The 22,487-nt window shown below is 69.8% G+C and carries 23 protein-coding genes and 1 pseudogene; 8 read left to right on the forward strand and 16 right to left on the reverse strand.

What is annotated here, in order from left to right; all coding sequences use genetic code 11:
• Window positions 1-349: 349 nt before the first annotated feature.
• The 8 genes from F3T56_RS24840 to F3T56_RS24865 all read right to left on the reverse strand — a co-directional run bounded on the left by F3T56_RS24840 (window position 350) and on the right by F3T56_RS24865 (window position 6,345).
• The gene (locus F3T56_RS24840; protein WP_216373000.1) at window positions 350-1,450 is read right to left on the reverse strand and encodes a branched-chain amino acid ABC transporter permease; all 1,101 of its coding nucleotides are present in this window, start codon (window positions 1,448-1,450) and stop codon (window positions 350-352) included.
• 118 nt (window positions 1,451-1,568) lie between these two features.
• A complete protein-coding gene (locus tag F3T56_RS24845; protein WP_149827596.1) occupies window positions 1,569-2,429 on the reverse strand; it encodes a branched-chain amino acid ABC transporter permease in 861 nt (286 codons plus the stop codon).
• Window positions 2,426-3,223 carry an ABC transporter ATP-binding protein gene (locus tag F3T56_RS24850; RefSeq protein ID WP_216373004.1) on the reverse strand — a complete coding sequence of 266 codons (798 nt, stop codon included), beginning with the start codon at window positions 3,221-3,223 and terminating at the stop codon, window positions 2,426-2,428. Before F3T56_RS24850 ends, F3T56_RS24845 begins: the two co-directional genes overlap by 4 nt.
• Entirely contained in the window at window positions 3,208-3,378 is a 171-nt protein-coding gene (locus F3T56_RS47065) for a P-loop NTPase family protein (protein WP_216373001.1), read from the reverse strand. Before F3T56_RS47065 ends, F3T56_RS24850 begins: the two co-directional genes overlap by 16 nt.
• Complete coding sequence (locus tag F3T56_RS24855) at window positions 3,375-4,148, reverse strand: ABC transporter ATP-binding protein (RefSeq protein WP_206187878.1); 774 nt, start codon at window positions 4,146-4,148, stop codon at window positions 3,375-3,377. Before F3T56_RS24855 ends, F3T56_RS47065 begins: the two co-directional genes overlap by 4 nt.
• Window positions 4,145-4,306: a hypothetical protein gene (locus F3T56_RS47070; protein ID WP_342786982.1), complete on the reverse strand. Its 162-nt coding sequence runs from the start codon at window positions 4,304-4,306 to the stop codon at window positions 4,145-4,147. The genes F3T56_RS24855 and F3T56_RS47070 overlap by 4 nt, the downstream gene beginning before the upstream one ends.
• 72 nt (window positions 4,307-4,378) lie before the next feature.
• Window positions 4,379-5,329, reverse strand: a complete 951-nt coding sequence (locus F3T56_RS24860) for an ABC transporter substrate-binding protein (RefSeq protein WP_281291895.1) — start codon at window positions 5,327-5,329, stop codon at window positions 4,379-4,381.
• Window positions 5,330-5,712: 383 nt separating this feature from the next.
• Window positions 5,713-6,345, reverse strand: coding sequence for a TetR/AcrR family transcriptional regulator (locus tag F3T56_RS24865; protein WP_149827597.1), 633 nt, complete (start codon window positions 6,343-6,345; stop codon window positions 5,713-5,715).
• A gap of 222 nt (window positions 6,346-6,567) precedes the next feature.
• Here F3T56_RS24865 and F3T56_RS24870 point away from each other — a divergent pair, with 222 nt between their 5' ends.
• The 5 genes from F3T56_RS24870 (at window position 6,568) to F3T56_RS24885 (ending at window position 10,088) form a co-directional block, all read left to right on the forward strand.
• Window positions 6,568-7,431 carry an MBL fold metallo-hydrolase gene (locus F3T56_RS24870; RefSeq protein ID WP_246203813.1) on the forward strand — a complete coding sequence of 288 codons (864 nt, stop codon included), beginning with the start codon at window positions 6,568-6,570 and terminating at the stop codon, window positions 7,429-7,431.
• 31 nt (window positions 7,432-7,462) lie between these two features.
• Window positions 7,463-7,612, forward strand: coding sequence for a hypothetical protein (locus tag F3T56_RS46355; RefSeq protein WP_172639119.1), 150 nt, complete (start codon window positions 7,463-7,465; stop codon window positions 7,610-7,612).
• Complete coding sequence (locus F3T56_RS24875) at window positions 7,609-8,553, forward strand: fumarylacetoacetate hydrolase family protein (protein WP_172639120.1); 945 nt, start codon at window positions 7,609-7,611, stop codon at window positions 8,551-8,553. The genes F3T56_RS46355 and F3T56_RS24875 overlap by 4 nt, the downstream gene beginning before the upstream one ends.
• 135 nt (window positions 8,554-8,688) lie before the next feature.
• The gene (locus F3T56_RS24880) at window positions 8,689-9,453 is read left to right on the forward strand and encodes a CoA transferase subunit A (protein ID WP_172639121.1); all 765 of its coding nucleotides are present in this window, start codon (window positions 8,689-8,691) and stop codon (window positions 9,451-9,453) included.
• The gene (locus F3T56_RS24885; RefSeq protein ID WP_149827599.1) at window positions 9,453-10,088 is read left to right on the forward strand and encodes a CoA transferase subunit B; all 636 of its coding nucleotides are present in this window, start codon (window positions 9,453-9,455) and stop codon (window positions 10,086-10,088) included. The genes F3T56_RS24880 and F3T56_RS24885 overlap by 1 nt, the downstream gene beginning before the upstream one ends.
• Before the next feature lie 710 nt (window positions 10,089-10,798).
• Here F3T56_RS24885 and F3T56_RS24890 read toward each other — a convergent pair.
• From F3T56_RS24890 to F3T56_RS24920, 7 genes and pseudogenes are all read right to left on the reverse strand, one after another.
• A pseudogene (locus tag F3T56_RS24890) lies at window positions 10,799-11,057 on the reverse strand (GlsB/YeaQ/YmgE family stress response membrane protein).
• Between the two features lie 41 nt (window positions 11,058-11,098).
• Entirely contained in the window at window positions 11,099-12,022 is a 924-nt protein-coding gene (locus tag F3T56_RS24895) for an ion transporter (protein ID WP_149827600.1), read from the reverse strand.
• Window positions 12,023-12,278: 256 nt separating this feature from the next.
• Window positions 12,279-13,298 carry a hemolysin family protein gene (locus F3T56_RS24900; protein ID WP_149827601.1) on the reverse strand — a complete coding sequence of 340 codons (1,020 nt, stop codon included), beginning with the start codon at window positions 13,296-13,298 and terminating at the stop codon, window positions 12,279-12,281.
• Window positions 13,295-14,638 (reverse strand): hemolysin family protein, encoded by a 1,344-nt coding sequence (locus tag F3T56_RS24905; RefSeq protein ID WP_149827602.1) that lies wholly within the window; start codon window positions 14,636-14,638, stop codon window positions 13,295-13,297. Before F3T56_RS24905 ends, F3T56_RS24900 begins: the two co-directional genes overlap by 4 nt.
• 232 nt (window positions 14,639-14,870) lie before the next feature.
• Window positions 14,871-16,010: an acyltransferase family protein gene (locus F3T56_RS24910; RefSeq protein ID WP_425473614.1), complete on the reverse strand. Its 1,140-nt coding sequence runs from the start codon at window positions 16,008-16,010 to the stop codon at window positions 14,871-14,873.
• 188 nt (window positions 16,011-16,198) lie between these two features.
• On the reverse strand, window positions 16,199-17,221 hold the full coding sequence (locus F3T56_RS24915; RefSeq protein ID WP_149827604.1) for a hemolysin family protein: 1,023 nt from the start codon (window positions 17,219-17,221) through the stop codon (window positions 16,199-16,201).
• On the reverse strand, window positions 17,218-18,552 hold the full coding sequence (locus tag F3T56_RS24920) for a hemolysin family protein (protein WP_149827605.1): 1,335 nt from the start codon (window positions 18,550-18,552) through the stop codon (window positions 17,218-17,220). Before F3T56_RS24920 ends, F3T56_RS24915 begins: the two co-directional genes overlap by 4 nt.
• 368 nt (window positions 18,553-18,920) lie before the next feature.
• Between F3T56_RS24920 and F3T56_RS24925 the strand changes: the two genes are divergently transcribed.
• From F3T56_RS24925 to F3T56_RS24935, 3 genes are all read left to right on the forward strand, one after another.
• Complete coding sequence (locus tag F3T56_RS24925; RefSeq protein WP_149827606.1) at window positions 18,921-19,139, forward strand: hypothetical protein; 219 nt, start codon at window positions 18,921-18,923, stop codon at window positions 19,137-19,139.
• A 95-nt stretch (window positions 19,140-19,234) separates the two neighbouring features.
• Window positions 19,235-20,248 carry a sporulation protein gene (locus tag F3T56_RS24930; RefSeq protein WP_149827607.1) on the forward strand — a complete coding sequence of 338 codons (1,014 nt, stop codon included), beginning with the start codon at window positions 19,235-19,237 and terminating at the stop codon, window positions 20,246-20,248.
• A gap of 339 nt (window positions 20,249-20,587) precedes the next feature.
• On the forward strand, window positions 20,588-21,043 hold the full coding sequence (locus tag F3T56_RS24935; protein ID WP_149827608.1) for a tellurite resistance TerB family protein: 456 nt from the start codon (window positions 20,588-20,590) through the stop codon (window positions 21,041-21,043).
• Between the two features lie 39 nt (window positions 21,044-21,082).
• On the opposite strand, the gene F3T56_RS24940 is transcribed toward F3T56_RS24935, so the two are convergent.
• Window positions 21,083-22,462 (reverse strand): LCP family protein, encoded by a 1,380-nt coding sequence (locus F3T56_RS24940; protein ID WP_172639122.1) that lies wholly within the window; start codon window positions 22,460-22,462, stop codon window positions 21,083-21,085.
• Window positions 22,463-22,487: the final 25 nt, after the last annotated feature.

Genomic DNA, 22,487 nt, shown 5'->3' on the forward strand with positions numbered 1-22,487 from the left:
CCAATGCTCATCCTTGACGTTTTCGCTGGTCAGAAGGGGTGAGCATGGTCGGAGCTTCTCAGCCCTTGTCAGTCTGTTCCTGTCCTTGTGTCCCGAACGCGTCCTGAATGCCTGCAGGAGGGACCGGCTCAGCCGGTGCGAAGTCGATCGCGCCAGTTCGGGAACGGGCTCGAACCCGCCCGCAGCGGATTCCCTTCCCACGCGTAGAGGCTCCGCCTTGTCCTCACAGGAGCATCGCCGCCCTGACCTCACACATGCCTGTTCCCGCAGCCATGGCTGCGGGAACAGGCACCGCATCCGGAGCCGCCAGCGAGAACCGGTGGCCGTGCGCGAACTCAGCGGCGACGTGTCACGAGGACGCTCGCCCCGCGATGCGGCGCTGCCACGCGTCGCGCAGTGCGGGGACGATGCCGCGCGGCAGGAACAGCACGACGAGGATGAGAAGGGCGGCGTACACGGCGTAGTTGAGGATGCTGGGGGCGCTGGCGGGCATGCCCGGCCTGGAGCCCAGGTCGTTGAGGAACTGCACGATCAGGGTGATCGCGGTGGCGCCCAGGAGCGCGCCCCAGATGGTGCCGAGCCCGCCGACGACGGCCATCACCAGGAACTGGATGGACAGCAGGACCGGGAACGACCCCGGATTGATGTAGCCGATGAAGAAGGCGTAGATCCCTCCGGCGAGTCCGGCGAACGCGGCGGCCAGGGTGAACACGGCGAGTTTGTAGCGCGCCACCGGCACTCCGCTGGCACTGGCCGCCGTCTCGCTGGTGGCCAGCGCACGCAGTCCGCGGCCGGCCCGTGAGGTGACGACGTTGCGGGCGACCAGGATCGTGACGGCCACGGCGGCCCAGGCCAGGTAGGCGTAGTGGATGTCCTCGCCGAGTTCCGTACCTCCGGCGGAGAGTCGTGGGATGCCCTGCAGACCGACCGAGCCACCGGCCCAGTCCGCCTCGCCGAGCAGGGAGATGAGAATGAGCTGCAGGGCGATGGTGGCGAAGGCCAGGTGATGCCCCCGCAGCCGCAGCAGCGGTCCGCCGATGGCGGCGGCGAACAGGGCGGCGACCAGTGGTGCCGCGGCCAGCGCCAGCAGCGGGGGTGTGCCGTGGACGCTCAGCAGGCCGGCCGCGTAGGCGCCGATGGCGTAGAACGATGCCTGGCCGATGGAGACCTGGCCCGCGTAGCCCATGAGCAGGCTCAGCCCCACGGTGACCATGGCGGACAGGGCGAGCAGGATGTACACCGAGAGCTGGCCGGCGGTCAGCATCGGAGGCAGGGCGAGGGTCACGGCCACCGCCCCGCCGGCCGCGACGAGGCCGGCCCGCCTTCCCCGGCCGGCGAAACGGGCGCCGAGGGGCCCTCGGGCGTCCGACGACTCGGTGTCCCCCGTGCCGCCCGCGCCGCCGGGGGGCTGGGATGTGGCCCGTTCACGGCCGGAGGTGACGGCGCTCATATCGTGCTGCCTTTCTGGTACGGCGGATACGGATCGAGCACGGACGGGGTGCCCCATGCGTACATACGCCCGGAGTACGCGGAGGGCAGCGGGCGTCCCACAGAGGACTGATGACGCGTCATCCGGCCTCCGCCACGACGCTGTGGGTGCGGGCCGCCTGCCCGATCATCAGCGCCAGGACCAGACCCAGCGCCACCACGGTCTGGTACGTGGCGCTGCCATAGCCCGCGACCATCGCTTCGGCCACTCCGAGGAACAGCGCACCGGCCAGGGTGCGGCCGATGTGATGCATGGACCCGACGACCGCCGCCGCGAAACCGTTGATGATCAGCGCCACGTCGGAGTCGAAGGCCACCGAGTTCATGGGCGCCAGCAGAACGCCGGCCAGACCGCCGAGAGCGCCGCCGATGGCGAAGGCGATCAGCCCCATGCGGGTGACGGAGATCCCGACGACGCGGGCCGCGTACGGGTTGGAGGAGCACGCGGAGAGGGCCTTGCCCGCGTCGGTACGGCCGAACAGCGCGGCCATCGCGGCGAAGACGGCCATGGTGACGCCGATGATGAGCAGGTAGTGGGTCTGGATACGAGCGCCGAACACGGTCACGGCGCCGGAGAGTCCCTCGGAGGACCGGCCCTGGTCCCCCCAGAGCATGACCTCCACGGCGTACGCCAGGATGCCCAGTCCCAGGGTGACCACGAGCGCGGCCTGTGGCGAGGTGCCCCGCCGACCGATGGCGATCACGCCGAAGAGCAGTCCCACGACGGCGGCGACGGCGACCCCGAGCAGTTCGGCGAGCCCGTGCGGGAGGCCGGTGTCGAGGAGCGAGATGGCGGTCAGCGCCCCGACGACGGCGAAGGTGCCCTGGGCGAAGTTGACCACGCGCGTCACCCGGTGGATGAGCACCAGGCCGCTGCCGATCAGCGCGATGCCGCAGCCGGTGCCCAGTCCGGTGATGAGGTAGACGAGGAAGTCGCTCATTTCGCCTCCCGTGTCGCGGCCCGCGCGGACTGGACGGTGGTGTCCTGGTTGCCCCGGGCGGTCTTGGCAGTGCCGGGCGTGGGTGCGGGGTCGGCCGTGGCCCGGTCGTGCGAACCCGAGTCGGCCGAACCCCGGTCGTCCGGACCCGGGTCGTCCGGACCCGGGTCGTCCGGACCCGGGTCGTCCGGACCCGGGTCGTCCGGACCCGGGTCGTCCTGAGCGTCCGGTGGGCTCGGGAGTCCCTGGGCCTCGCCGAGGTAGGCCCGGGCGATGTCGGGGCTGGCGGCCAGTTCGGCGCTGTCGCCCTCGGCGGCGATCCGTCCCGCTTCCAGGACGTAGGCGCGGCTGCACAGGTCCAGGGCGAGCCGCGCGTTCTGCTCGATGAGCACAACGGCAGTGCCCTGCTCCCGGTTGAGCTCGGTCAGGTGCTCGGCGAGGTCCGCGACGATCAGGGGCGCGAGGCCGAGGGAGAGCTCGTCGATCACGAGGACCTCCGGCCGGCTCATCAGGGCGCGTCCGACGGCGACCATCTGCTGCTGGCCTCCCGACAGCCCGCCCGCCTTCCGTGCGCGTACCCGCACCAGGTCGGGAAGGAGCTCGTACACCCATGAGGTGTCGCGCTGCTTGCGGCGGCTTCGGCCGCGGCCGGACAGCTGCCAGGCGCCCAGGCGCAGGTTGTCGTCGACGGTGAGGTCGCCGAACATCTGCCGCCCCTCGGGTACCTGGGCGATCCTGGCCCGTACCTCCACGCTGCCGGAGGCCGGTGTCAGGATCCCGGTCAGGGTGTTGACCAGGGTGGACTTGCCGGCTCCTTGGGCCCGACGAGGGCGACCATCTCACCGGGCTCGACCCGCAGCGAGACGCTGTCGAGGGCCGTCGCCGCGCCGTAGCGGACCACCAGGTCGCGTACCTCGACGACATCGCTCGGGGACGGTTGCGAGACGTTCATGCCGCCGCCTTCGTGCCCAGATACGCGGTGACGACCCGCGGGTCGGTACGTATCTCGTCCGGTGTGCCCTCGGCGATGACCTTGCCCAGGTCCAGGACGGTGACACGGTCGGCGAGGCGGCCGACGAGAGCGACGTCGTGTTCGACGAGCATGATGGTGAGTCCGTCCGCGCGCAGTTGCTCGATGAGGTCGGCGAGCCGGTCCCGCTCCGCGGCCCGCAGACCGGAGGCGGGTTCGTCGAGGAGCAGCAGGGTGGGTTCTCCGCACAGGGCGCGGGCGACCTGGAGCGCGCGCTGCTGCCCGAGCGGCAGCAGCTCCGCGGGGCGGTCCGCCCAGTCTTCGAGCCCGACCCGCCGTACCGCCTCGTGTGCCCGCTCGGCGATCAGGCGTTCCTCCCGGCGGTGGCGCGGCAGCCTGAGTGCGGCTGCCGCGAACCCTGCGCCGGTGGTGGCGTGGGCGCCGACCATCGCGTTCTCCAGCACGCTCATCCCGTGGAAGGTGCGGGCGCCCTGGAAGACGATGGCGATCCCGAGGCGGGCCCTGTGGTGGGGTGGCAGCCGGTCGATGCGTCGTCCGTCGAGTCGGATCTCGCCCCGCTCGGCGGGCAGTTGACCGCTCACCAGGTTGAACAGGGTCGACTTGCCCGCCCCGTTGGGGCCGATGACGCCGAGGATGCTGCCACGGTCCACCGTCAGGTCGACGCCGTCCACGGCGTACACCCCGCCGAACGACCGTGCCAGGCCGCTCACCCGGAGCAGGGGGTCGGTCACTTGGCCACCTTCTCCAACTCGCTCTTCGACCAGACCGTCGGAACGAACGTGCCGTCGGTGACGGTGTTGACCGAGATGTAGTCGGGAGACAGACCCGAGTGGTCCTTCTCGCTGTAGCGGTAGGTGCCGTTCGGGGTGGTAAGCGTCAGCTCCTCCATCGCCTGCCGGATCTTCTCGTGGTCGGTGCTCTTCGCCTTCTCGATGGCGGCGGCCAGCAGCTGGACACCGGTCTATCCGTCCTGTGCGAACTGCGGCGGCGGGTAGTTGTACTTCTCCGTAAACGGCTTGTTGACGGCCTCGATGGCCTTTCTCTGCGCTCCCTCCGGCAGCGTGTTGCCGACCAGGCCGATGGAACTGGCGACGATGGCGCCCTCGGCGGCCTTGCCGGCCGGGTCGAGCCACAGCTTGCTGGCCTGGGAGCCGGTGAAAGCGATCGGGATGTCCAGTCCCGAGGCGGCGTACTGCTTGGTCAGGACGACGGAGGCGGGGCCGGTCACCCACACCGCGAGCGCCTGGGCGTCGGTGCCCTTGACGTGCGTGAAGACGGCGCTGAAGTCGGACGCGGTGCTCTGGATCTCCTCGGTGGCGACGACCTTGATGCCGTACTCCCCGGCCTTCGCCTTCATCGCCTTGTAGCCGGCGGTCGGATACGCGGTCTTGGTGTCGTAGGCCACGGCCAGCTTGGTGACGCCCTCCGACTTGTAGTACTGCAACAGCCGCTCGGCGTAGTCGGAGGCCAGGGCCGGTACCACGAAGACGAAGGGGTGGACGGGCTCCACCTGCTCGTCGGCCGGGCTCAGGGAGATGTACGGGATCTCCGCCCGGTCCACGGCGGGCAGCGTGGCCAGCGCCGACCCTGCGGACGGTGAGCCGAGGACCGCAGTCACGCCCTGGTCCTTGAAGCCGTTGAAGGCCAGTACGGACTGGTCGGGCAGGCTCTTGTCGTCCTTGACCGTCAGCTCCAGCTTCCTCCCGAGGACCCCGCCGTCCTTGTTGATCTGCTCGACCGCCAGTTCCGCGGCCTTGCGGCCCTCGGTACCGAGGGTCTGGAGCTGACCGGTGAGCGAGGTGATCATGCCGATCTCTATCGGGCCGTCATCAGCGGACGAGGACGCGGACGAACCCCCTCCGCACGCTGTGACAGTGAGCACCAGACCGACGGCGAGAGTGGCAAGGGGCATATACGAGGGCGCACGGGAACCTCCCGGATACGGAGCGGGAACGGCATAGGGGAAGAGGCACACGCACCCGGAGGAGACGCGGCGCACACCAAAACGATGCAAGAAGAGTCGTTTTGCGGGCTTTTGCGGCTTGCGGCCCGATCGACGGGTTGAACATAAGCCGCGACCACATGACCGTCAACACTTCAAACAAAGATTCTTGGACTCAAGTCCAACTCTGCTCTCAAGTCTGCCGAACGCCAGGGCGAGACGGTGGCGCCGCAGGGCCGGCGGCGAGCCCGGCGAGGCCGCCGCCCGCCATCGGGGGGACACCGGCGACCGCACCCCCGGCGGGAACAGCGGCCATGACGCCTCGGCGGCGCTCCCCCGTTCCTCCGCTCCAGTCAGGGGTGCGTGAGGATGCCCAGCAGGATGATGTCGAGCGCCTCATCGATGCGGCTGGACAGGTCGAACGGCGGCGGCTCCTCGCGGATCCAGCGCAGAACCGAAGAGAAGTAGCAGGACGCGAGCAGGGCGCCGGCCTGGTCGGCGCCGACCTGCGACCGGATCTCTCCGCGCTGCCGCCCCTCGTCGACGATCTTCGCGAGTTCGGTTTCCAAGGAGGGGTCCTGCAGCAGGCGGCCGAAGCGTGCGGAGGCGTCCATCAGGACAGTGGTCTCCGCACGGGAGGCGACGTTGAGGTCAGCCATCTCCCTCAGGTAGCGGCGCAGCCGGTCGCCGACCGGCAGGTCCTCGGCGCGCTCCTGGCCGAGGATGGCCGCGACCCGGGCCCGGCGGCGGACGCCCCACTCCTCCAGGAAGCCGACCTTCTGCGAGAAGTGGTTGAAGACGGTGGCTCGGGCGACGTCGGCGGACTCGGCGATCTGCTCCATGGTCGTCGCCTCGTAGCCCTGGGCGACGAACAGCCCCACCGCGGCGCTGTAGAGCTGGTCGCGCACCTGCTGCCGCTTCCGCTCGCGCCGCCCGAGGGGTGGGGCGTCCTGTGCGGGTGCGCCTCCCGCCTCAGAGATCGTCATGGGCCCAGTACAGCACAGGCACACGCAGGTATTGACCCTCCGCGAGTCACCCCTTTAGATTACGCCCCACGAATGGACTCCAGTCCATCAATGGATCTCAGTCTCGACTTTTCCGCTTCGGGACGTGGAGGAGGCAGCGTGGCTTCCGTACTTTCCCCAGCCGGCCGGATCGACCTCGGCCATGGCTGTCATGCGTGGGTAGCGGGTACGGCCGGATGGGGAATGAGCAACGCCGGGCTGGTCACCGGCCAGGGCGAGTCCCTGCTCGTCGACACCCTCTACGACCTGCGCCTCACCCGGGCCATGCTCGACGGGCTGGCGCCGGTGACCGACGCCGCGCCGATCTCGACCGTGGTCAACACCCACGGCAACGGCGACCACTGGTTCGGCAACCAGCTCGTGGCCCACGCCGAGATCATCGCGGCCCGCGGAACGCTGACCGACATGCGGCAGGTGGGCCCGGCCGAGATGCGCACGTTGACCAGCGCGGAAACCGTCGCGGGACGGTTCGCCCGCCGGATCTTCGGCCGCTTCGACTACTCGGAAATCCACCCCGTGCTTCCGCACCGGGTCTTCGACGGCGAGACGGTCCTGGACATCGGCGGGACGGAGGTCCGTCTGATCGACGTGGGCCCCGCGCACAGCGCCGGAGACACGATCGTCCATGTCCCGCGGGCCCGGACCGTCTACACCGGCGACATCGTCTTCGCCGGTTCCACACCCGTCATATGGCACGGCCCGTTCGCCAACTGGCTCACCGCCTGCGACCTGCTCCTCGACCTGGACGTGGACATCATCGTGCCCGGCCACGGCCCGGTCACCACGAAGGAGGCCGTCCACACCGTCCGCGACTATCTGTCGTACGTCCACGAGCAGGCCACCTCCCGCTTCAGCGCGGGAATGCCCGCCGAGGCAGCCACACGCGACATCCGCCTGGGACGCTTCGCCGACCTCGACGAGAGCGAACGCCTTGCCGTCAACGTGCACACCGTCTACCGCGAGCTCGACCCCTCACTGCCTCCGCTCGACGGCCCCCAGTTGTTCGGCCGCATGGCCGGCCTCGCCTGCCCCTGCCCCGGCCTCTGAGCCGCGTCGGCCCCCGGATCTCGGAGAAGACATGGTCACCAGCCCCGTTCACGGCGCCCCCGCCGTCCCGTCCGCCGACTCGCCCGCCCGGCACACCGGCACCGTCATCGCCGGATGCCTGGCGATCCGCCCCGCCTGGGTCCACCCCGCCCCGACCGAGGCAGAGGAGAGCGCGGCGTGAAGTTCGCGACCTTCGTACACGACGGGAAGTGGCAGGCGGGAGTTGTCGCCGATGACCATGTCCACCCCTTCCAGTACCCCGTCGAGCTGCTGGACCTGATCGTGGAGGGCGAGGAGTCCCTGCGCAGGGAGGGAGAAAACGCCCTGGCCGGCTCGCCGTCCGTGCCCATGGCCGAAGTCCGGCTGCTGCCGCCGCTCCAGCCGCCGACCGTCCGCGACTACATGACCTTCGAGAGCCATGTCGCGGGTGTCGCCCGGGGATACGGTGACACCGTCCCCGAGGAGTGGTACGCGGCGCCAGCCTTCTATTTCACCAACCCGTACGCGACGATCGGCGCCCACGATGACGTACCCGTGCCACCCGGCTGCCTCCGCTTCGACTTCGAACTCGAGGTGGCCGCCGTCATCGGCAAGGCCGGCCGGGACCTGACCCCCGAGCAGGCTCGCGAGCACATCATCGGCTACACGATCCTCAACGACTGGTCCGCCCGCGACCTCCAGGGCCGCGAGATGAGGGTCAAACTCGGCCCCGCCAAAGCCAAGGACACCGCCACCACCCTCGGCCCCTGGCTGGTCACCACCGACGAACTCGAGCCCCACCGCGACGCGGAGGGCTTCCTCGACCTGGCCCTCACCGTCCAGGTCAACGGCGAGACGATCGGACGGGACAGGCTGGCCAACATGGCCTGGACGTTCGAGGAGATGGCGGCGTACGCCTCCCGCGGCACCTGGATCCGCCCCGGCGACGTCCTCGGCTCCGGTACCTGCGGCAACGGTGGCTGCCTGGCCGAACTCTGGGGCCGCAACGGCGCCCTGGAACCCCCACCGCTCATCCCCGGCGACAACATCACCATGGCGGTCGAGGGCATCGGAACCCTCAGCAACACCGTCGTCGAGGGCGTCGCTCCGGTTCCTCTGCCTCCTGCCCGCCGCAGGCAATGACGCCGTACGTCCGGGAAACAGGGGCGGGGCCACGGCTCGGCCCCGTCCCCGACTCCTGCCTGCTCACCAACCGGCTTTGACGACACCCCGGTGCCGGACCGCCCGTCCGGCATCGGGAGAAAGGCACGAAACAACGTGGACAAGGTCATGGCCTCGGCCGCCGACGCGGTCGCCGACATACCGGAAGGGGCATCTCTGGCGGTGGGCGGCTTCGGGCTGTGCGGCATCCCCACCGTCCTCATCGGCGCCCTGCACACCCAGGGCACCGGCGGACTGCGCGTGGTCTCCAACAACTGCGGCATTGACGGCCAAGGGCTCGGCGTCCTGCTGACGGCCGGCCGGATCGCCCGGGTCACCGGCTGCTACGTCGGGGAGAACAAGGAGTTCGCCCGCCAATACCTCGCCGGTGAGCTGGAGGTGGAGCTCACCCCGCAGGGCACCCTCGCCGAACGCCTGCGCGCCGGCGGCACCGGTATCCCCGCCTTCTACACCCCGGCCGGGGTCGGCACACAGGTCGCCGAGGGGGGACTGCCCTGGCGTTACGGCCGCGACGGCAGCGTGGCCGTGGCCTCCCCGCCCAAGGAGACGCGAACCTTCCGCGGGCGGACGTACGTCCTGGAGGAGGCCATCACCACCGATTTCGCCCTCGTGCGGGCCGCCCGCGGCGACCGGCACGGCAACCTCGTCTTCCACCGCAGCGCCGCCAACTTCAACCCTCTGGCGGCCATGGCGGGCCGTATCACGATCGCCGAGGTCGAGGAACTCGTCGAACCCGGCGCCATCGACCCCGACGCCGTCCATCTGCCCGGCATCTACGTCGACCGGGTCGTGGGCCCCGTCCCTGACGACGACAAGGGCATCGAGAAGCGCACCGTCCGCACGCGTGAGGAGCGGCACTGATGGCCTGGACCCGCGACCAGATGGCAGCCCGCGCCGCCCGCGAACTCCCCGACAACTCCTACGTCAACCTGGGCATCGGCCTGCCCACCCTCATCCCCAACCACCTCCCGCCCGGCGTCCGCGTGGTGCTGCACTCCGAGAACGGCATCCTGGGCACTGGCCCTTACCCGTACGACGACGAGGTCGTCCCCGACCTGATCAACGCGGGCAAGGAGACCGTCACCGTGCTGCCGGGCGCCGCGTTCTTCGACTCGGCGCTCTCCTTCGGGATGATCCGCGGCGGCCGCATCGACGTCGCCGTACTGGGCGGCATGCAGGTTTCCGCAACCGGTGACCTTGCCAACTGGACCGTACCCGGAAAGATGATCAAGGGCATGGGCGGTGCCATGGACCTGGTGCACGGCGCCCGCAAGGTCATCGTCCTCATGGAACACACCGCCAGGGACGGCACACCGAAGATCGTCGACGAATGCACACTCCCGCTGACCGGGCGGGCGTGCGTCCACCGGATCATCACCGACCTCGCCGTCCTCGACGTCACTTCGGATGGCCTGTCCCTGGTCGAAGCGGCCCCTGGAGTGTCCCCCTCGGACATCCGCGAGCGCACCGGGCCCCGGGTGCGGACGGCGTTGTGACCGGCGGCCGTCGACGAGCTAGGTGGTGGTCCCCAGGCAGCCGCTTCCGATTACCTGCGTCCTGCCAGCGTCCCGAATTCAGCTTCTAAAGGCTCGTACAGGCCACCCGCGGCGGCTCGCCCCGGCGGTGAGCCAACAGGTCTGTGCAGGTCAGAGCCATTCGAACTAACGTCGACGGCAACGGCGTTGAACTCACGCGCAGCGGATTCGACCCCTTGGGCCAAAACCCTGAATCCGCACGCCCGCTGAGACGTTTCCGCAGGTCAGAGACCTGCCTGGTGGGGCGGGTGGGACTCGAACCCACGGCCGACGGATTATGAGTCCTTTGAGGATCTTGGCGGCCCTTGTCGATCAACGCTCATCCATGACGTTTCATCAGGTCAGATGGGGTGGGCGATGTCGGTGCTCCTCAGCCCTTGTCAGTCTGTTCCTGTCCTTGCGGCCTCAACTCGGCCTCAATGAGGCCATGTGGGCTGGCACCAAGAGGCATGCGGAGTATCTCGCCCAGCCCGAAAACGGGTCTCGAACTCGCACGCAGCGGATTCCCGTTCCAACGCGCAGAGGCTCCGCCTCGACCCGGATGCTGTGTGCTCGGCGAACAGATCCAGCGCCGCCCCACGCAGCTGTGCCCGTCCCGCCAGATTGCTCTTTACCACCGCCCCTATGGCGGCAGCGTATTCACCCCGTCCGCAGGCAAGCCAGGCGCGGGGTCAACGGCGGGCCTTGAAGCGGTCCAGTGCGGGCAACGCCCAGGGCGGCCAGACCGATGGCCAGTTCCATCCAGTCGACGCCCTTGGTCTCGGCTACACCGACCGCGGCAGCGATGCCGGTTCCCACGAGCGCGGCGGCGACGCCGACGAGGATCGTCCAGAGCACGCCGATGCGCTGGCGGCCCGGGACGACGAGTCGGCCCAGGACGCCGATGACAATGCCGATCAGGATGGCGCTGATGATGCCGGAGATCTCCATGACAGCCCCTCGTCGTCAGGCGTCGTTCATGCCCCTTCGTCTCAGGTGTGCCCCGCAGTGGACGGAGCACTTTCTTCCTCTGTGTGCGGGCGGCGGGGTGTGGGGAGACGGACCAGGCTTTCCTCCAGTTCGTCCAGGGCTCGCCGGGCGACGGCGATGCGCTCGCGCAGCTCCTGTTCGGGGGCGCTCGGTGCCCCGGTGTGCTCGTCCTGTTCGCGTTCCATTTCACGGGCTTCGTCGAGGGAGCTGATGACGACGCCGATGAGGACGTTGACGAGGACGAAGGAGGCGAGCAGGACGTAGGAGGCGTAGTAGACGATGCTCCAGCGGGAGATCTCCAGGCCCGCGTGGACGGCGTCGCCGAGGCCGTCGAGGGTCATCAGGAGAAAGAGGGTGAGGACGGCGCGGCCGAGGGAACCGAAGTGTTCGGGGTCGTGGTCGGCGAAGAAGACCCAGCCGACCATGGCGTAGACGTACAGGAGCAGCGCGCCGACGAGCAGGAAGCTGAAGGTGCCAGGCAGGCTTCGGCCCACAGCGACCATGAAGACGCGGAGTTGGGGCAGGAAGCGGGCGGTGCGCAGGACGCGGGCCAGGCGCAGCAACCTCAGGACGGTGCCGTTCTCGCGGACGACGGGCAGGAACGCGGAGACCACGACGGCCATGTCGAACAGGTTCCACGGGTCGCGGAAGAAGTCGCGGGGGCGGTCGGCGTGCGCACAGGCACGCAGGAGTATCTCGACCGTGAAGGCGGCCAGGCAGACGTGCTCGGCGAAACGTAACCACGCGCCCCAGCCCGTCACCAGCGCGCTGTAGGTCTCGACGCCCAGCAGCGCCGCGTTGGCGAGGATCAGGGCGAACACGGTGACGCCGAACGAGCGGGCCTCCGTGACGGCGCGGGCCCATTCCGCGAGCACCCGGCGGAGGGGGCGCCGGTCCGTGGTCGTACGGTCGTGCGGGTCGGTCATCCTGCTGTACCTGCTCCTTCGCGCAGCGCGACGTCCCGCCACCCGGGGGTCGGGCGGCGGGACCGGTGGAGCGATCACGCTCCAGGAGAGACTTCTACAGCACTATCGATGTGCGTATGTCGGGCGTCGGCCCCGCCGTACGAGGCTGCCCGTCGGCCATGGCCGCGACGCCGCGGTACGTCAGTGGCGGTCAGATGGGAACCGCCGAGGGGACGGGTTTTTGCGTCCCCTCGCACAAGGTTGGCGCCCCTCGTGGTCAGATCGCTCGCGGCTGCAGGTAGCGGGCCAGCAGGTCGTCCAGACTGACCAGGCCGGTGAGCCGGCCGGTGTCGTCGCAGACTACGGCGAGCGAGGCGCGCTGCCGGCGGAGTACCTCGATCGCGTCGGCGACCGTGGCGTTGTCCGCCAGCTCCGGTACGGGCCGGGCGAGGGCGCGAGCCGTGACGGCACGGCCTCGGGTGCGGGCGACCAGTGCGTCGCGGGCGTGGACCGAACCGAGGATGGTGCCGCCGGTGCGGACCAGGAGCCGGGTGCGGTCGTGGTCGGCGGCTGCGCGGAGGATGGACTCGACGTCGGCGTCCGCGTCCACCGCGGTGATCTCGGCGGCCGGTATCGCGAGGTCGCTCACCGGGGTCTCGGGCTCCGTCAGCGAGCGGGTGATCAGCTCGGAGTCGGCCTCGCTGATCAGGCCGAGGCGCTGCGACTCCTCGACGAGATGGGTGAGCTGTTCGCGGTTGTGGACGGAGGTCAGCTCGTCGCGCGGGGTGACCCGGCACAGCCGCACCAGCGCGTTGCTGACCCGGTTGAGCAGCCCGATCAGCGGCCGTACGGCCCTGACCAGGGCCCGGAAGGGCGGGGACAGCAGCATCGCCGCGCGCTCGGGGTGGGCGATGGCCCAGGACTTGGGTGCCATCTCCCCCAGCACCATGTGGAGAAACACCACCACGATCATGGCCACGGCGAACGCGATGCCGTAGCTGACCGCGCTCGGCAGGCCCAGGTCGTGCAGCAGCGGGTCGAGTTCGTGCGAGATGGCGGGCTTGGACACCGAGCCCAGACCCAGCGTGCACACGGTGATGCCGAGCTGGGCGCCCGCCAGCATCAGCGACAGCTCGCGCATGCCCGCGAGAGCGGCTTTGGCACCGCTGCGGCCGTCGGCCGCGGCCTTCTCCATGCGGTGGCGTTTGGCGGCGACCAGCGCGAACTCGGCGGCGACGAAGAACCCGCTGCCGATCAGCAGCAGGACGGTGACGAAGAGCGCCATGGGAAAGCTCATGCCTGTTCCCCCTCGCGCTCACTCACGGGCAGCCGCTCCAGGCGGACCCGGTCCGGTACATGCCGGTCGAGGGTGCGTACGTCGATGACCGCGCGGCCGCTGTCGGGCATGTCCAGGGTCAGCCGGTCGCCGACGGCCGGGAAGCGGCCGAGGCGGTCCACGATCAGGCCGGCCACCGTGTCGTAGTCGTCGTCCCCGGGCAGCTCGATGCCGGTGGCGTCGGCGACCTCGTCCAGGCGGCGCCCGGCGTCCACCAGCCAGCCCGCCCCGTCGGCGACGGCGATCTCGGTCACGGTGTCGGTCTCGTCGGCGATGTCGCCCACCAGCTCCTCGGCGATGTCCTCGTAGGTCACGATGCCCGCGACGCCGCCGTGCTCGTCGAGTACGACCCCGAACTCGTCGTCCCGCTCGCGCATTCGGTCGACCGCGTCGGGCAGGGGCAGCGTGTCCGGCAGCAGCAGTGGGCGCCGGGCGAGCACACCCGCCGTGGTGGCGGCGAAGCGGTCGGCGGGCAGATGGGTCAGCTCGCGCACGCCCAGGACGCCCGCGACGTCGTCGGGGTGGTCACCGAGGACCGGGTAATTGGAGTGTCCATGCTTGGCGATCAGCTCGACCGCCTCGGCGGCGAAGGCGTCTTTGCGGACGAAGACGGCGTCCGCACGCGGGACCATCACCTCGTCCAGCGTCCGGTCGGAGAACTCCAGGGCGTGGTCGAGCAGGTCGGCTGTGTCCTTGGGCAGTTGCCCCTGCTCGTGCGACTCGCCGATCAGGTGCCCGAGTTCCTCCAGGGTGGCGCCGTGGTGCAACTCCTCGACGGGCTCGATGCCGACCTTGCGCAGCAGTCGGTTGGCCGCGCCGTCGAAGATGTGCACCAACGGGCCCACGACCTTCAGATACGCGAGTGTGGAGGCGGCCAGTGACTTGGCCAACCGCTCCGGGACGGCGAGTGCGAGGTTCTTCGGGGCCAGCTCGCCGAGCACCATCTGGACGACGGTGGCCGCCGTGAAGGCCAGGACGACGGAGATTCCGCCGACCGCGCCCTCCGGGACACCGATGCCGGTCAGGGCCGGTTCGAGCAGCGCGGAGACGGACGGCTCGGCGATGAAGCCGACGACCAGGCCGGTGACGGTGATACCGAGCTGGGCGCCGGACAGCATGAACGACAGCCGCTCCAGCACCTTCAGGGCGCGGGCCGCCCGCCGGTCGCCCGTCTCCGCCTCGCGTGCGAGTGCGAGGCGGTCGGCGGAGACGTACGCGAATTCCTGGGCGACGAAATAGCCGGTACCGGCGGTGAGGACGAGGACGGCCAGCAGGCCGAGTACGGCGTTCGCGGCACTCATCGAGCACCACCCCGTCGCGTGCCGCGATCGAAACGATCATCCAAGGTCTGGCGGGGTGGTCGGGGACTGTGCCCCGGGGAGTCCGTCGGTCTGGCGGACACGGGCTTGCTCCTTCAGTTGATGTGCAGCATGTGAACAGTTGTGTCCGGTGCCGCGTTCCCGGCAAGCCAGGGCTGCCCCCGGCGACAGCCCCCGGCCCTGGCCCGGCCGTGACGCCGCGGACCCGGCCGCCTCACCGGGAACGCGCCAAGTCGGCCGCGTCCCGCTTGAAAGCCCAATGCATCTCCGGCTCCATCGAGAACCGGAAGAGGCGCTGAACAGGCGGCATGCACAGCACGGTGATGATCACGGCGGCGACGATGGTGACGGCGATCTCGCCCAGGGGCTGGTGCAGCCAGCCATGGTCGTACCAGTCCCAGAAGCGGGAGCCCTTGGCGAGGAAGCCGTGCAGCAGATAGCCGTACAGCGTTCCGGCCCCGAGCGCCGTGAACCACATCCTGCGCCCGGGAACCCAGGCGAAGAAGCAGGCGACCAGGACCATCGAGCAGCCGAACAGGGCCAACGTCATCACCGCGCCGGTCCAGCCGGGTGCGGCGAGCTCCTGGGCGCTGTCACGTCGGTAGAACCAGGCCGCGTTCATCTGCGGGGCCGCCCAGTAGGCAACAGCCAAGGCTCCGGCGAAGACGGGCGCCGCGAGGAGGCGCACCTCACGGCGCCGTACGAGCTGGAAGTGCTCCGGCTTCAGGGAGAGGCCGAGTACGAAGAAGGGCAGGAACTGCAGGACACGCTGCAGGTCGAGATCGTCACCGATGTCCGGCGAGACGGACGCCAGGACCGCGATGGCGAGGGCGATCGGAAGTGGCCAGCGCACGACCTTCCACAGCGGCATGGTCAGCCGCCATACGAACAGCGCGATCAGGAACCAGGTCAGATACCAGGGGTCGAGCAGGCTGATCGGATGGCCGGGGTCGTCATCGGCCCACCTCTTGAACAGCGAGTACGCCACCTCGAAGATCACGTAAGGGACGGCGACGCCGGTGACCAGGCGGCGGAGGCGGCCCGGGCTCGCGTCGAAGCTGCGCGAGAAGTAGCCGGAGATGACGATGAAAGCCGGCATGTGGAAGGTGTAAACGGCAATGTAGAGCGCGGCCGCGGCCCGGCTGTCGCTCCGCAGCGGCTCCCAGGCGTGCCCCACCGCCACCAGCACCATCGCCAGGTACTTGGCGTTGTCGAAGAACGCGTCCCGTCGCTTGAGCGGCTTCGCCACTTCGGTGGGGGCATCCGCGCGGCCGGGGAGAGATGCGTTCCGTGCAGCCGGTGGTCGGGCCCGCCGTTCGAGTGCCTGGTTTCCCGGGCGCGCGTCGTCACTCACTGACTCTCCCTCCCCAGGCAACCCGAACCCATGATTGCGCGTCTTACGTTGAATGCGGGCGTTGCGTCAGCGCACAACATCCCCAGACCCTAGCCACACAGGCCCCGCACAGCACAACTCCGCCGGATGCCGGAGCAGGCCGCATCCGGGCCACCTCGTGCGGGGCCGCGCACGGGGTGGCCCGGGGATCAGGCGGCGGCCGGTGCCGGGCCGACCAGTTCGGACAGGACGTCCTCCATGGTCACGAAGCCGAGGACCGCGCCCTTCTCTCCGGTGACTGCGGCCAGGTGGCTGCCGTCGGCGCGCAGGGCGGTGAGCGTGTCGTCCAGCGGGGTGTCGATGCGGACCCGGGTGACCGGGTGCAGCGCGCCGCGCGGGAACGGCTGGTCGCGGTCGGTGAGGCCGAGCGTGTCCTTGATGTGCAGGTAGCCCAGCAGGGTCCCGTTCAGGCCGGTGACGGGGAAGCGGGAGTAGCCCGCCTGGGCGGCGATCCCCTCCAGCTCGGCCGGGGTGACGGTGTGGACGACCGTGCGCATCTTCTGCGCGGGCACGAGGATCTCGCCGACCGGGCGGGTGCCCAGCTCCAGCGCGTCGCGCAGCCGCTCGCCGTCGGCGGGCGAGAGCAGGCCGGCCTCGCTGGAGTCGAGGACCATGCGGGCGAGCTGGTCGTCGGTGAAGACCGCCTCGACCTCGTCCTTCGTTTCCACCTTGAGCAGCTTCAGCAGCGTGTTGGCGAAGGCGTTGATGCCGAACACGACCGGCCGCAGTGCCCGGGTCAGAGCCACCAGAGGGGGCCCCAGGAGCAGCGCGGTGCGCACCGGCGCGGCAAGCGCGATGTTCTTCGGGACCATCTCGCCGATCAGCATGTGCAGGTAGGTCGCGACGGTGAGGGCGATGACGAACGCGATCGGGTGCACCAGAGCGTCCGGGATGTGGGCCGCCTCGAAGCCCGGCTCCAGGATGTGCGCGATGGCCGGTTCGGCGACCGCGCCGAGCACCAGCGAGGAAACGGTGATGCCCAGCTGTGCGGTGGCCATCATCGCGGAGAGGTGCTCCAGAGCCCACAAGGTCTTCCGGGCCCGCTTGTCGCCCTCCTTCGCGCGCGGCTCGATCTGGCTGCGGCGCACGGAGATCAGCGCGAACTCGCCACCGACGAAGAAGGCGTTGGTCAGCAGGGTCAGGGCCCCGATGGTCAGTTGCAGGACGGTCACCGGGGCTCCTCCGCCGCATCGGCCGGAACCCGAACCGGTTCGGTGATCAGGACGCGGTCGGCGCGGTGGTGCTCGACGTCCAGGACATCCAAGTGCCAGCCGTCGAGTTCCAGCGCGTCCCCCTTGGCCGGAATGCGCGCGAGGCGGGTGGCGACCAGGCCGGCCACCGTCTCGTACGGGCCCTCGGGCGCCGTCAGCCCCACCTGGACCAGCTCGTCGATGCGGACGGAGCCGTCCGCCTCCCAGGCCGCACGCCCGTCCTCCGTCCTCGGGGCGGGAACCAGATCGGGGACCTCCACGGGGTCGTGCTCGTCGCGGACCTCGCCCACTACCTCCTCGACGATGTCCTCCACCGTGGCCACGCCTGCGGTGCCGCCGTACTCGTCGATGACGACGGCCATGGTGCGGGCCTCGCGCAGCCGCTGCAGCAGCCGGTCGGCGGTGAGGCTGTCGGGCACGAGCAGAGGCTCGGCGGCCAGTTCGGTGACCAGTGTGAGCGCGCGCTTCTCCGGTTCCAGGGCGAGGACGTCACGGATGTGGACGGTGCCGATGACCTCGTCCAGGCTGTCGCGGTAGACCGGGAAACGGGACAGGCCAGTGGCGTACGTCAGGTTCGCCGCGTCGGCGGCCGTGGCGTGCGCTTCCAGGGCCTTCACGTCGACCCGTGGGGTCATCACGTTCTCGGCCGTGAGCTCACTCAGGTGCAGGGTGCGCACGAACAGTTCGGCGGAGTCGGGTTCAAGGGCGCCCTCGGCGGCCGAGTGCCGGGCGAGCGCGACCAGTTCCTCAGGACCGCGGGCCGAGGCCAACTCCTCGGCCGGCTCCAGACCGAAGCGGCGTACGAACCGGTTGGCGGTGTTGTTCAGGTGCCGGATGAACGGCCCGAAGGCTGCGGTGAAGCCTCGCTGCGGGCCGGCCACCACCTTCGCCACGGCCAGCGGGCGGGAGATCGCCCAGTTCTTCGGCACCAGCTCGCCCACCACCATCAGCACGACGGTGGAGAGGGCCACGCCCAGCAGGGTCGCCACCGTCGAGGCGGCGGCGCCCAGGCCCATCGCTTCCAGTGGCCCGCGCAGCAGCGCCGCGAGCGATGGCTCGGCGAGCATGCCGATCACCAGCGAGGTGACGGTGATGCCCAACTGTGCGCCGGACAACTGCAAGGTCAGATGACGCACTGCCTTCAGCGCGCCCTCCGCGCCGCGCTCGCCCGCCTCGGCAGCGCGTTCCAGTTCACCGCGCTCGACGGTGGTCAGGGAGAACTCGGCCGCGACGAACAACGCGCAGCCCAGGGTGAGGAGAAGTGCCAGCAGGAGCAGCAGGATTTCGATCACCGTGCCACCCCCGATCTCTCACGCACAGGCAGTGCGGGCCGGGGCACGGCACGGTTGGTACTGGGAGGTTCACCCATCGCGGGTCTGTCACTCCTTCTGAGCCTGGAGGGCAGGATGGACCCTCGGTGTTCTGCGGGCGGGGACACGCCCACCCCCATGGTAAAAGACGGGCAAAGTGCCGAGGTCAAGTCCCCGACCCTCCGCCGACGACTCTTTTCGGACTTTCCCGCCAAGGACGCCAGGACGCGGTGTGGACCGGCCCTGGCAACCCTATACTTCTACGTGACTGTAGAGACAACGGGCGGCTCCTACGGGTTGTTCCCGGCTGCCGCCGACCCCTCACCTGCTCGCTCAATGGAAAGGGACGCATGGCTTCGATCGACCCGGACAAGGTGCTCGACAACGCGTGGGTGGACAAGAGCCTGACCGAGATACTGGCCGCCCCCGTGGGCGCGCTCAAGGGGGTCTCCGAGCGCGACGGCGAATTGCTGCAACAGGCATTCGGGGTCAAGACCGTGGCCGATCCGGCCGACTTGAAGTACGTCCGCTGGGCGCAGGCCCTGGCCGCCCTCGACGCGGCCAAGTAGCCGCCCCGCGCACAGCCGTGGTGCCGTGGCACCCACACGGGCGACGCGGCACCGCCCTCACGAAACACACGCACGTATAAGGAGTGGACGCCACGATGGTGTTCAAACGACTGCTCGGTTCGCTCGGCGTGGGCGGCCCCACCGTCGACACGGTTCTCGACCCCGGTGCGGTCCGCCCCGGCGGCGGCCTGTCCGGTCAGGTCCACCTGAAGGGCGGTGACGCCGACTTCGACATCGAGCACATCTCGCTGGAGCTGGTGGCGCGGGTCGAGGCCGAGCACGAAGAGGGCGAGAGCGAGGGTGTCGCCGTCTTCGAACGGTTCATCGTCGGCGGCGGCTTCCGGCTCGCGGCGGGCGAGGTACGGAGTGTTCCGTTCAGTGTCACGCTGCCCTGGGAGACGCCGATCACCGAGTTGTACGGGCAGGCTCTGGGCATCGTCCTCGGGGTGCGCACCGAGCTGGCGGTGGCCGGCGCGAAGGACAAGGGCGACCTCGACCAACTGACCGTGGGACCGCTCCCCGGGCAGGAGGCGATCCTCGAAGCCCTCGGCCAGCTCGGCTTCGGCTTCAAGTCCGCCGACCTGGAGTATGGGCACATCCGCGGCACCGGCCAGCAGTTGCCCTTCTACCAGGAGATCGAGCTCACCCCGGCGCCGCAGTACGCGCACCAGGTCAACGAGATCGAGCTGACCTTCCTCGCCACCCCGGGCGGCATGGAGGTGATCCTGGAAGCCGACAAGCGCGGCGGACTGTTCTCCGAGGGCCACGACACGGTCACCCGCTTCACCGTCTCCCACGACGGGATCGAGTACCAGGACTGGAACGCCCTGGTCGACGGCTGGATCCGGCAGCTGGTCGAGCACCGGGCGTCGTACGGCTCCCATAGCTCGCACTCGCACGAGGGCCACTACAGGCACCACGGTGACCACGGCCACGGCGACCACCACGACGGTCACCGTTCCGGTCCCGGCATGGGCACCGTCGTCGCCGCGGGCGCGGCCGGGCTCGCGGTCGGGGTCGTCGGGGGCATGGTCGCCGCCGAAGTCGTCGACGAGGTGGGCGACTTCTTCGAGGGCGACGAGGAAGACGAAGGGGACGAAGAGGGCTGACGAGCCGACGCGGGCCGGGAGGGTCGGTCGGCTGCCATCTGTCCACAGAACGTGATCGGCGTCTTCCGGCCCGCCTCACCTTCGTCCCGGCCCGTCGAGACACCTCCGCGACGGGCCGGATCCCGTCGGCGGCAGAGTCTCGCACCGGAGAGAGCCACCAACCCCCGCCGAGCCCGTCGTCGCGGGCCCTGCCGCTGTGGTCAGCGGCTCGCCGCCGAACATCGCGCAAATCCCGGGAACTTATCCGCCGAGGCGCTAGTTTCTACATTGCTGTAGATTCTGCCGGGCGTCGGACTGCCACCGGGCGGCCCGAGCCCCTACCGACCCTATGGAGTTGTCATGGCCCTCTGGGACCGTCTCAAGGAGTCCGCGTCGACGATGCAGACCCAGTTGATGGCGAAGAAGAACGACCTCAAGAGCGGGGCCTTCCGCGACGCGAGCATGGCGATGTGTGCGCTCGTCGCCGCGGCCGACGGCACTGTCGATCCCTCTGAGCGGCAGCGGGTGGCCCAACTCATCGCCACCAACGAGGTCTTGCGGAACTTCGACGCCATGGACCTTCAGCGGCGCTTCGACGAGAACCTGAACAAGCTCACCGCCGACTTCGACTTCGGCAAGGTCAGCGTCCTGCAGGAGATCGCCAAGGCGAAGAAGAAGCCCGCCGAGGCCCGCGCCGTCATCCAGATCGGTATCGTCATCGGCGGTGCCGACGGCGACTTCGACAAGACCGAGCAGGCCATGGTCCGCGAAGCCTGCTTCACCCTCGATCTGCCGCCGCACGAGTTCGATCTCTGATCGCCCGACAGCCGCTGCGTCGGCCTCCGGCGCCGACAGTCACCACAGCTCGTCGAGGTCGAGGTCCGACCCCACGACCAGGGTCACCACGCCTGCGGCGTCCGCGGACCGCGTGGCCCTGGTGCCGGGCAGCCGCGAGGCGAGGACCTTCGCCTGCTTGGCGAGGTCCGCCGGGTACGTGACCGTGGTCTCGTCCGTGGTCTCGGGCGCGTTGCCCGTGCCGACGACGGTGAAGCCGGCCTCACGCAGCTTCTCGGCGACGTCGGCGGCGCGCCCGGTGACCCCGGTGCCGTTGAGGACCTGGACCCGTACGGCGGACGCGTAGACCAGGTCGTTCTTGGCCCGTGCCTGCAGCCGCTTCTTGTCGACCTCCTTGTCCTTGGCGAGGGAGGTGAACAGGTCGGCGGCCTGCGGGTACTGCCAGACGATGTTGGCCTTGTCGGTGGGGACGTCGGCCTCGCGGGGGTAGTTGGGGACGGTCAGGAAGGTCAGCCGGTCGCTCGGGATGCCCTTGAGCTCGGAGGCGAGGTCGTAGAGGGGGTCGATGCCGGCGAGGCCCTCGTCCGTGGTCAGGGACTTGGTGGCGGACTGCAGGAAGTCGTAGAGCGACGTGGGGCTGGTCAGCTTGGACTTGGCCTTGGCGGCCAGAGCCTCCACGAACTCCTGCTGGCGTCCGATGCGTCCGATGTCGGAGCCGTCGCCGACGGCGTAGCGGGTCCGTACGTAGCCGAGCGCCGTCTCGCCCTTGACGGTCTGACAGCCCGCCTCCATGTCCAGGTGGGCCTTGTCGTCCTTGATGGCCTGCTCGGGGCAGACCTCGATACCTTCCAGAGCGTCGACCATCCCCTTGAAGCCCTGGAAGTCGACCGACATGAAGCTGTCCATGCGCAGGCCGGTGTTGGCCTCGACCGTCCTGATCGAACAGGCGGCGGCCCCGGCGACCTCGCCGCTCGCACCGCCGATCGCGAACGCCTCGTTGATCTTCGCCAGGTGCGGGCTGGAGGCGCTGCCGTCGCCCTTGTCGCACGCCGATATCTCGACCCAGGAGTCACGCGGGAACGACACCACGGTGGCCCATTCCCGGTTCGCCGGGACGTGCAGCACCATCAGCGTGTCCGACTGCATGGTGGTCAGGCCGTCGCCGCCGTACTTCGCGTTGACCCCGTCGCGGCTGTCCGAACCGACGACCATGATGTTCTTCGAACCCGGGCTGAGATTCGCCGGGCGGTCGTCGCCGAGCTTGGCGTCGACATCGGCACCCGTGATGTTGCTGTCGAGGTCCTTGTAGACCCAGGCACCCACACCTCCGACACCGAGGACGAGCACCGCGCAGCTCCCCGCGCTCCACGCCAGTATCCGGCCCCGCCGCGTCAACCTCGTCGCCCCGGCCCCAGCGCGCCGCCTTCCGGTACCACTCATCGGCGCGCCCCCGTCTCGGCCGCAC

This window comes from Streptomyces tailanensis, from assembly GCF_008386495.1.
GTDB lineage: Bacteria > Actinomycetota > Actinomycetes > Streptomycetales > Streptomycetaceae > Streptomyces > Streptomyces tailanensis.

Bases quoted from the DNA above. Each gene is read 5' to 3' on its own strand.
- F3T56_RS24885 (WP_149827599.1), top strand. From the start codon at position 9,453: ATGGCCTGGACCCGCGACCAGATGGCAGCCCGCGCCGCCCGCGAACTC.
- F3T56_RS24860 (WP_281291895.1), bottom strand. From the start codon at position 5,329: ATGCCCCTTGCCACTCTCGCCGTCGGTCTGGTGCTCACTGTCACAGCG.
- F3T56_RS47065 (WP_216373001.1), bottom strand. From the start codon at position 3,378: ATGAACGTCTCGCAACCGTCCCCGAGCGATGTCGTCGAGGTACGCGAC.
- F3T56_RS24895 (WP_149827600.1), bottom strand. From the start codon at position 12,022: ATGACCGACCCGCACGACCGTACGACCACGGACCGGCGCCCCCTCCGC.
- F3T56_RS24845 (WP_149827596.1), bottom strand. From the start codon at position 2,429: ATGAGCGACTTCCTCGTCTACCTCATCACCGGACTGGGCACCGGCTGC.
- F3T56_RS47070 (WP_342786982.1), bottom strand. From the start codon at position 4,306: ATGGAGGAGCTGACGCTTACCACCCCGAACGGCACCTACCGCTACAGC.
- F3T56_RS24925 (WP_149827606.1), top strand. From the start codon at position 18,921: ATGGCTTCGATCGACCCGGACAAGGTGCTCGACAACGCGTGGGTGGAC.
- F3T56_RS24940 (WP_172639122.1), bottom strand. From the start codon at position 22,462: ATGAGTGGTACCGGAAGGCGGCGCGCTGGGGCCGGGGCGACGAGGTTG.
- F3T56_RS24900 (WP_149827601.1), bottom strand. From the start codon at position 13,298: ATGAGCTTTCCCATGGCGCTCTTCGTCACCGTCCTGCTGCTGATCGGC.
- F3T56_RS24935 (WP_149827608.1), top strand. From the start codon at position 20,588: ATGGCCCTCTGGGACCGTCTCAAGGAGTCCGCGTCGACGATGCAGACC.
- F3T56_RS46355 (WP_172639119.1), top strand. From the start codon at position 7,463: ATGGTCACCAGCCCCGTTCACGGCGCCCCCGCCGTCCCGTCCGCCGAC.
- F3T56_RS24930 (WP_149827607.1), top strand. From the start codon at position 19,235: ATGGTGTTCAAACGACTGCTCGGTTCGCTCGGCGTGGGCGGCCCCACC.
- F3T56_RS24840 (WP_216373000.1), bottom strand. From the start codon at position 1,450: ATGAGCGCCGTCACCTCCGGCCGTGAACGGGCCACATCCCAGCCCCCC.
- F3T56_RS24905 (WP_149827602.1), bottom strand. From the start codon at position 14,638: ATGAGTGCCGCGAACGCCGTACTCGGCCTGCTGGCCGTCCTCGTCCTC.
- F3T56_RS24865 (WP_149827597.1), bottom strand. From the start codon at position 6,345: ATGACGATCTCTGAGGCGGGAGGCGCACCCGCACAGGACGCCCCACCC.
- F3T56_RS24870 (WP_246203813.1), top strand. From the start codon at position 6,568: ATGAGCAACGCCGGGCTGGTCACCGGCCAGGGCGAGTCCCTGCTCGTC.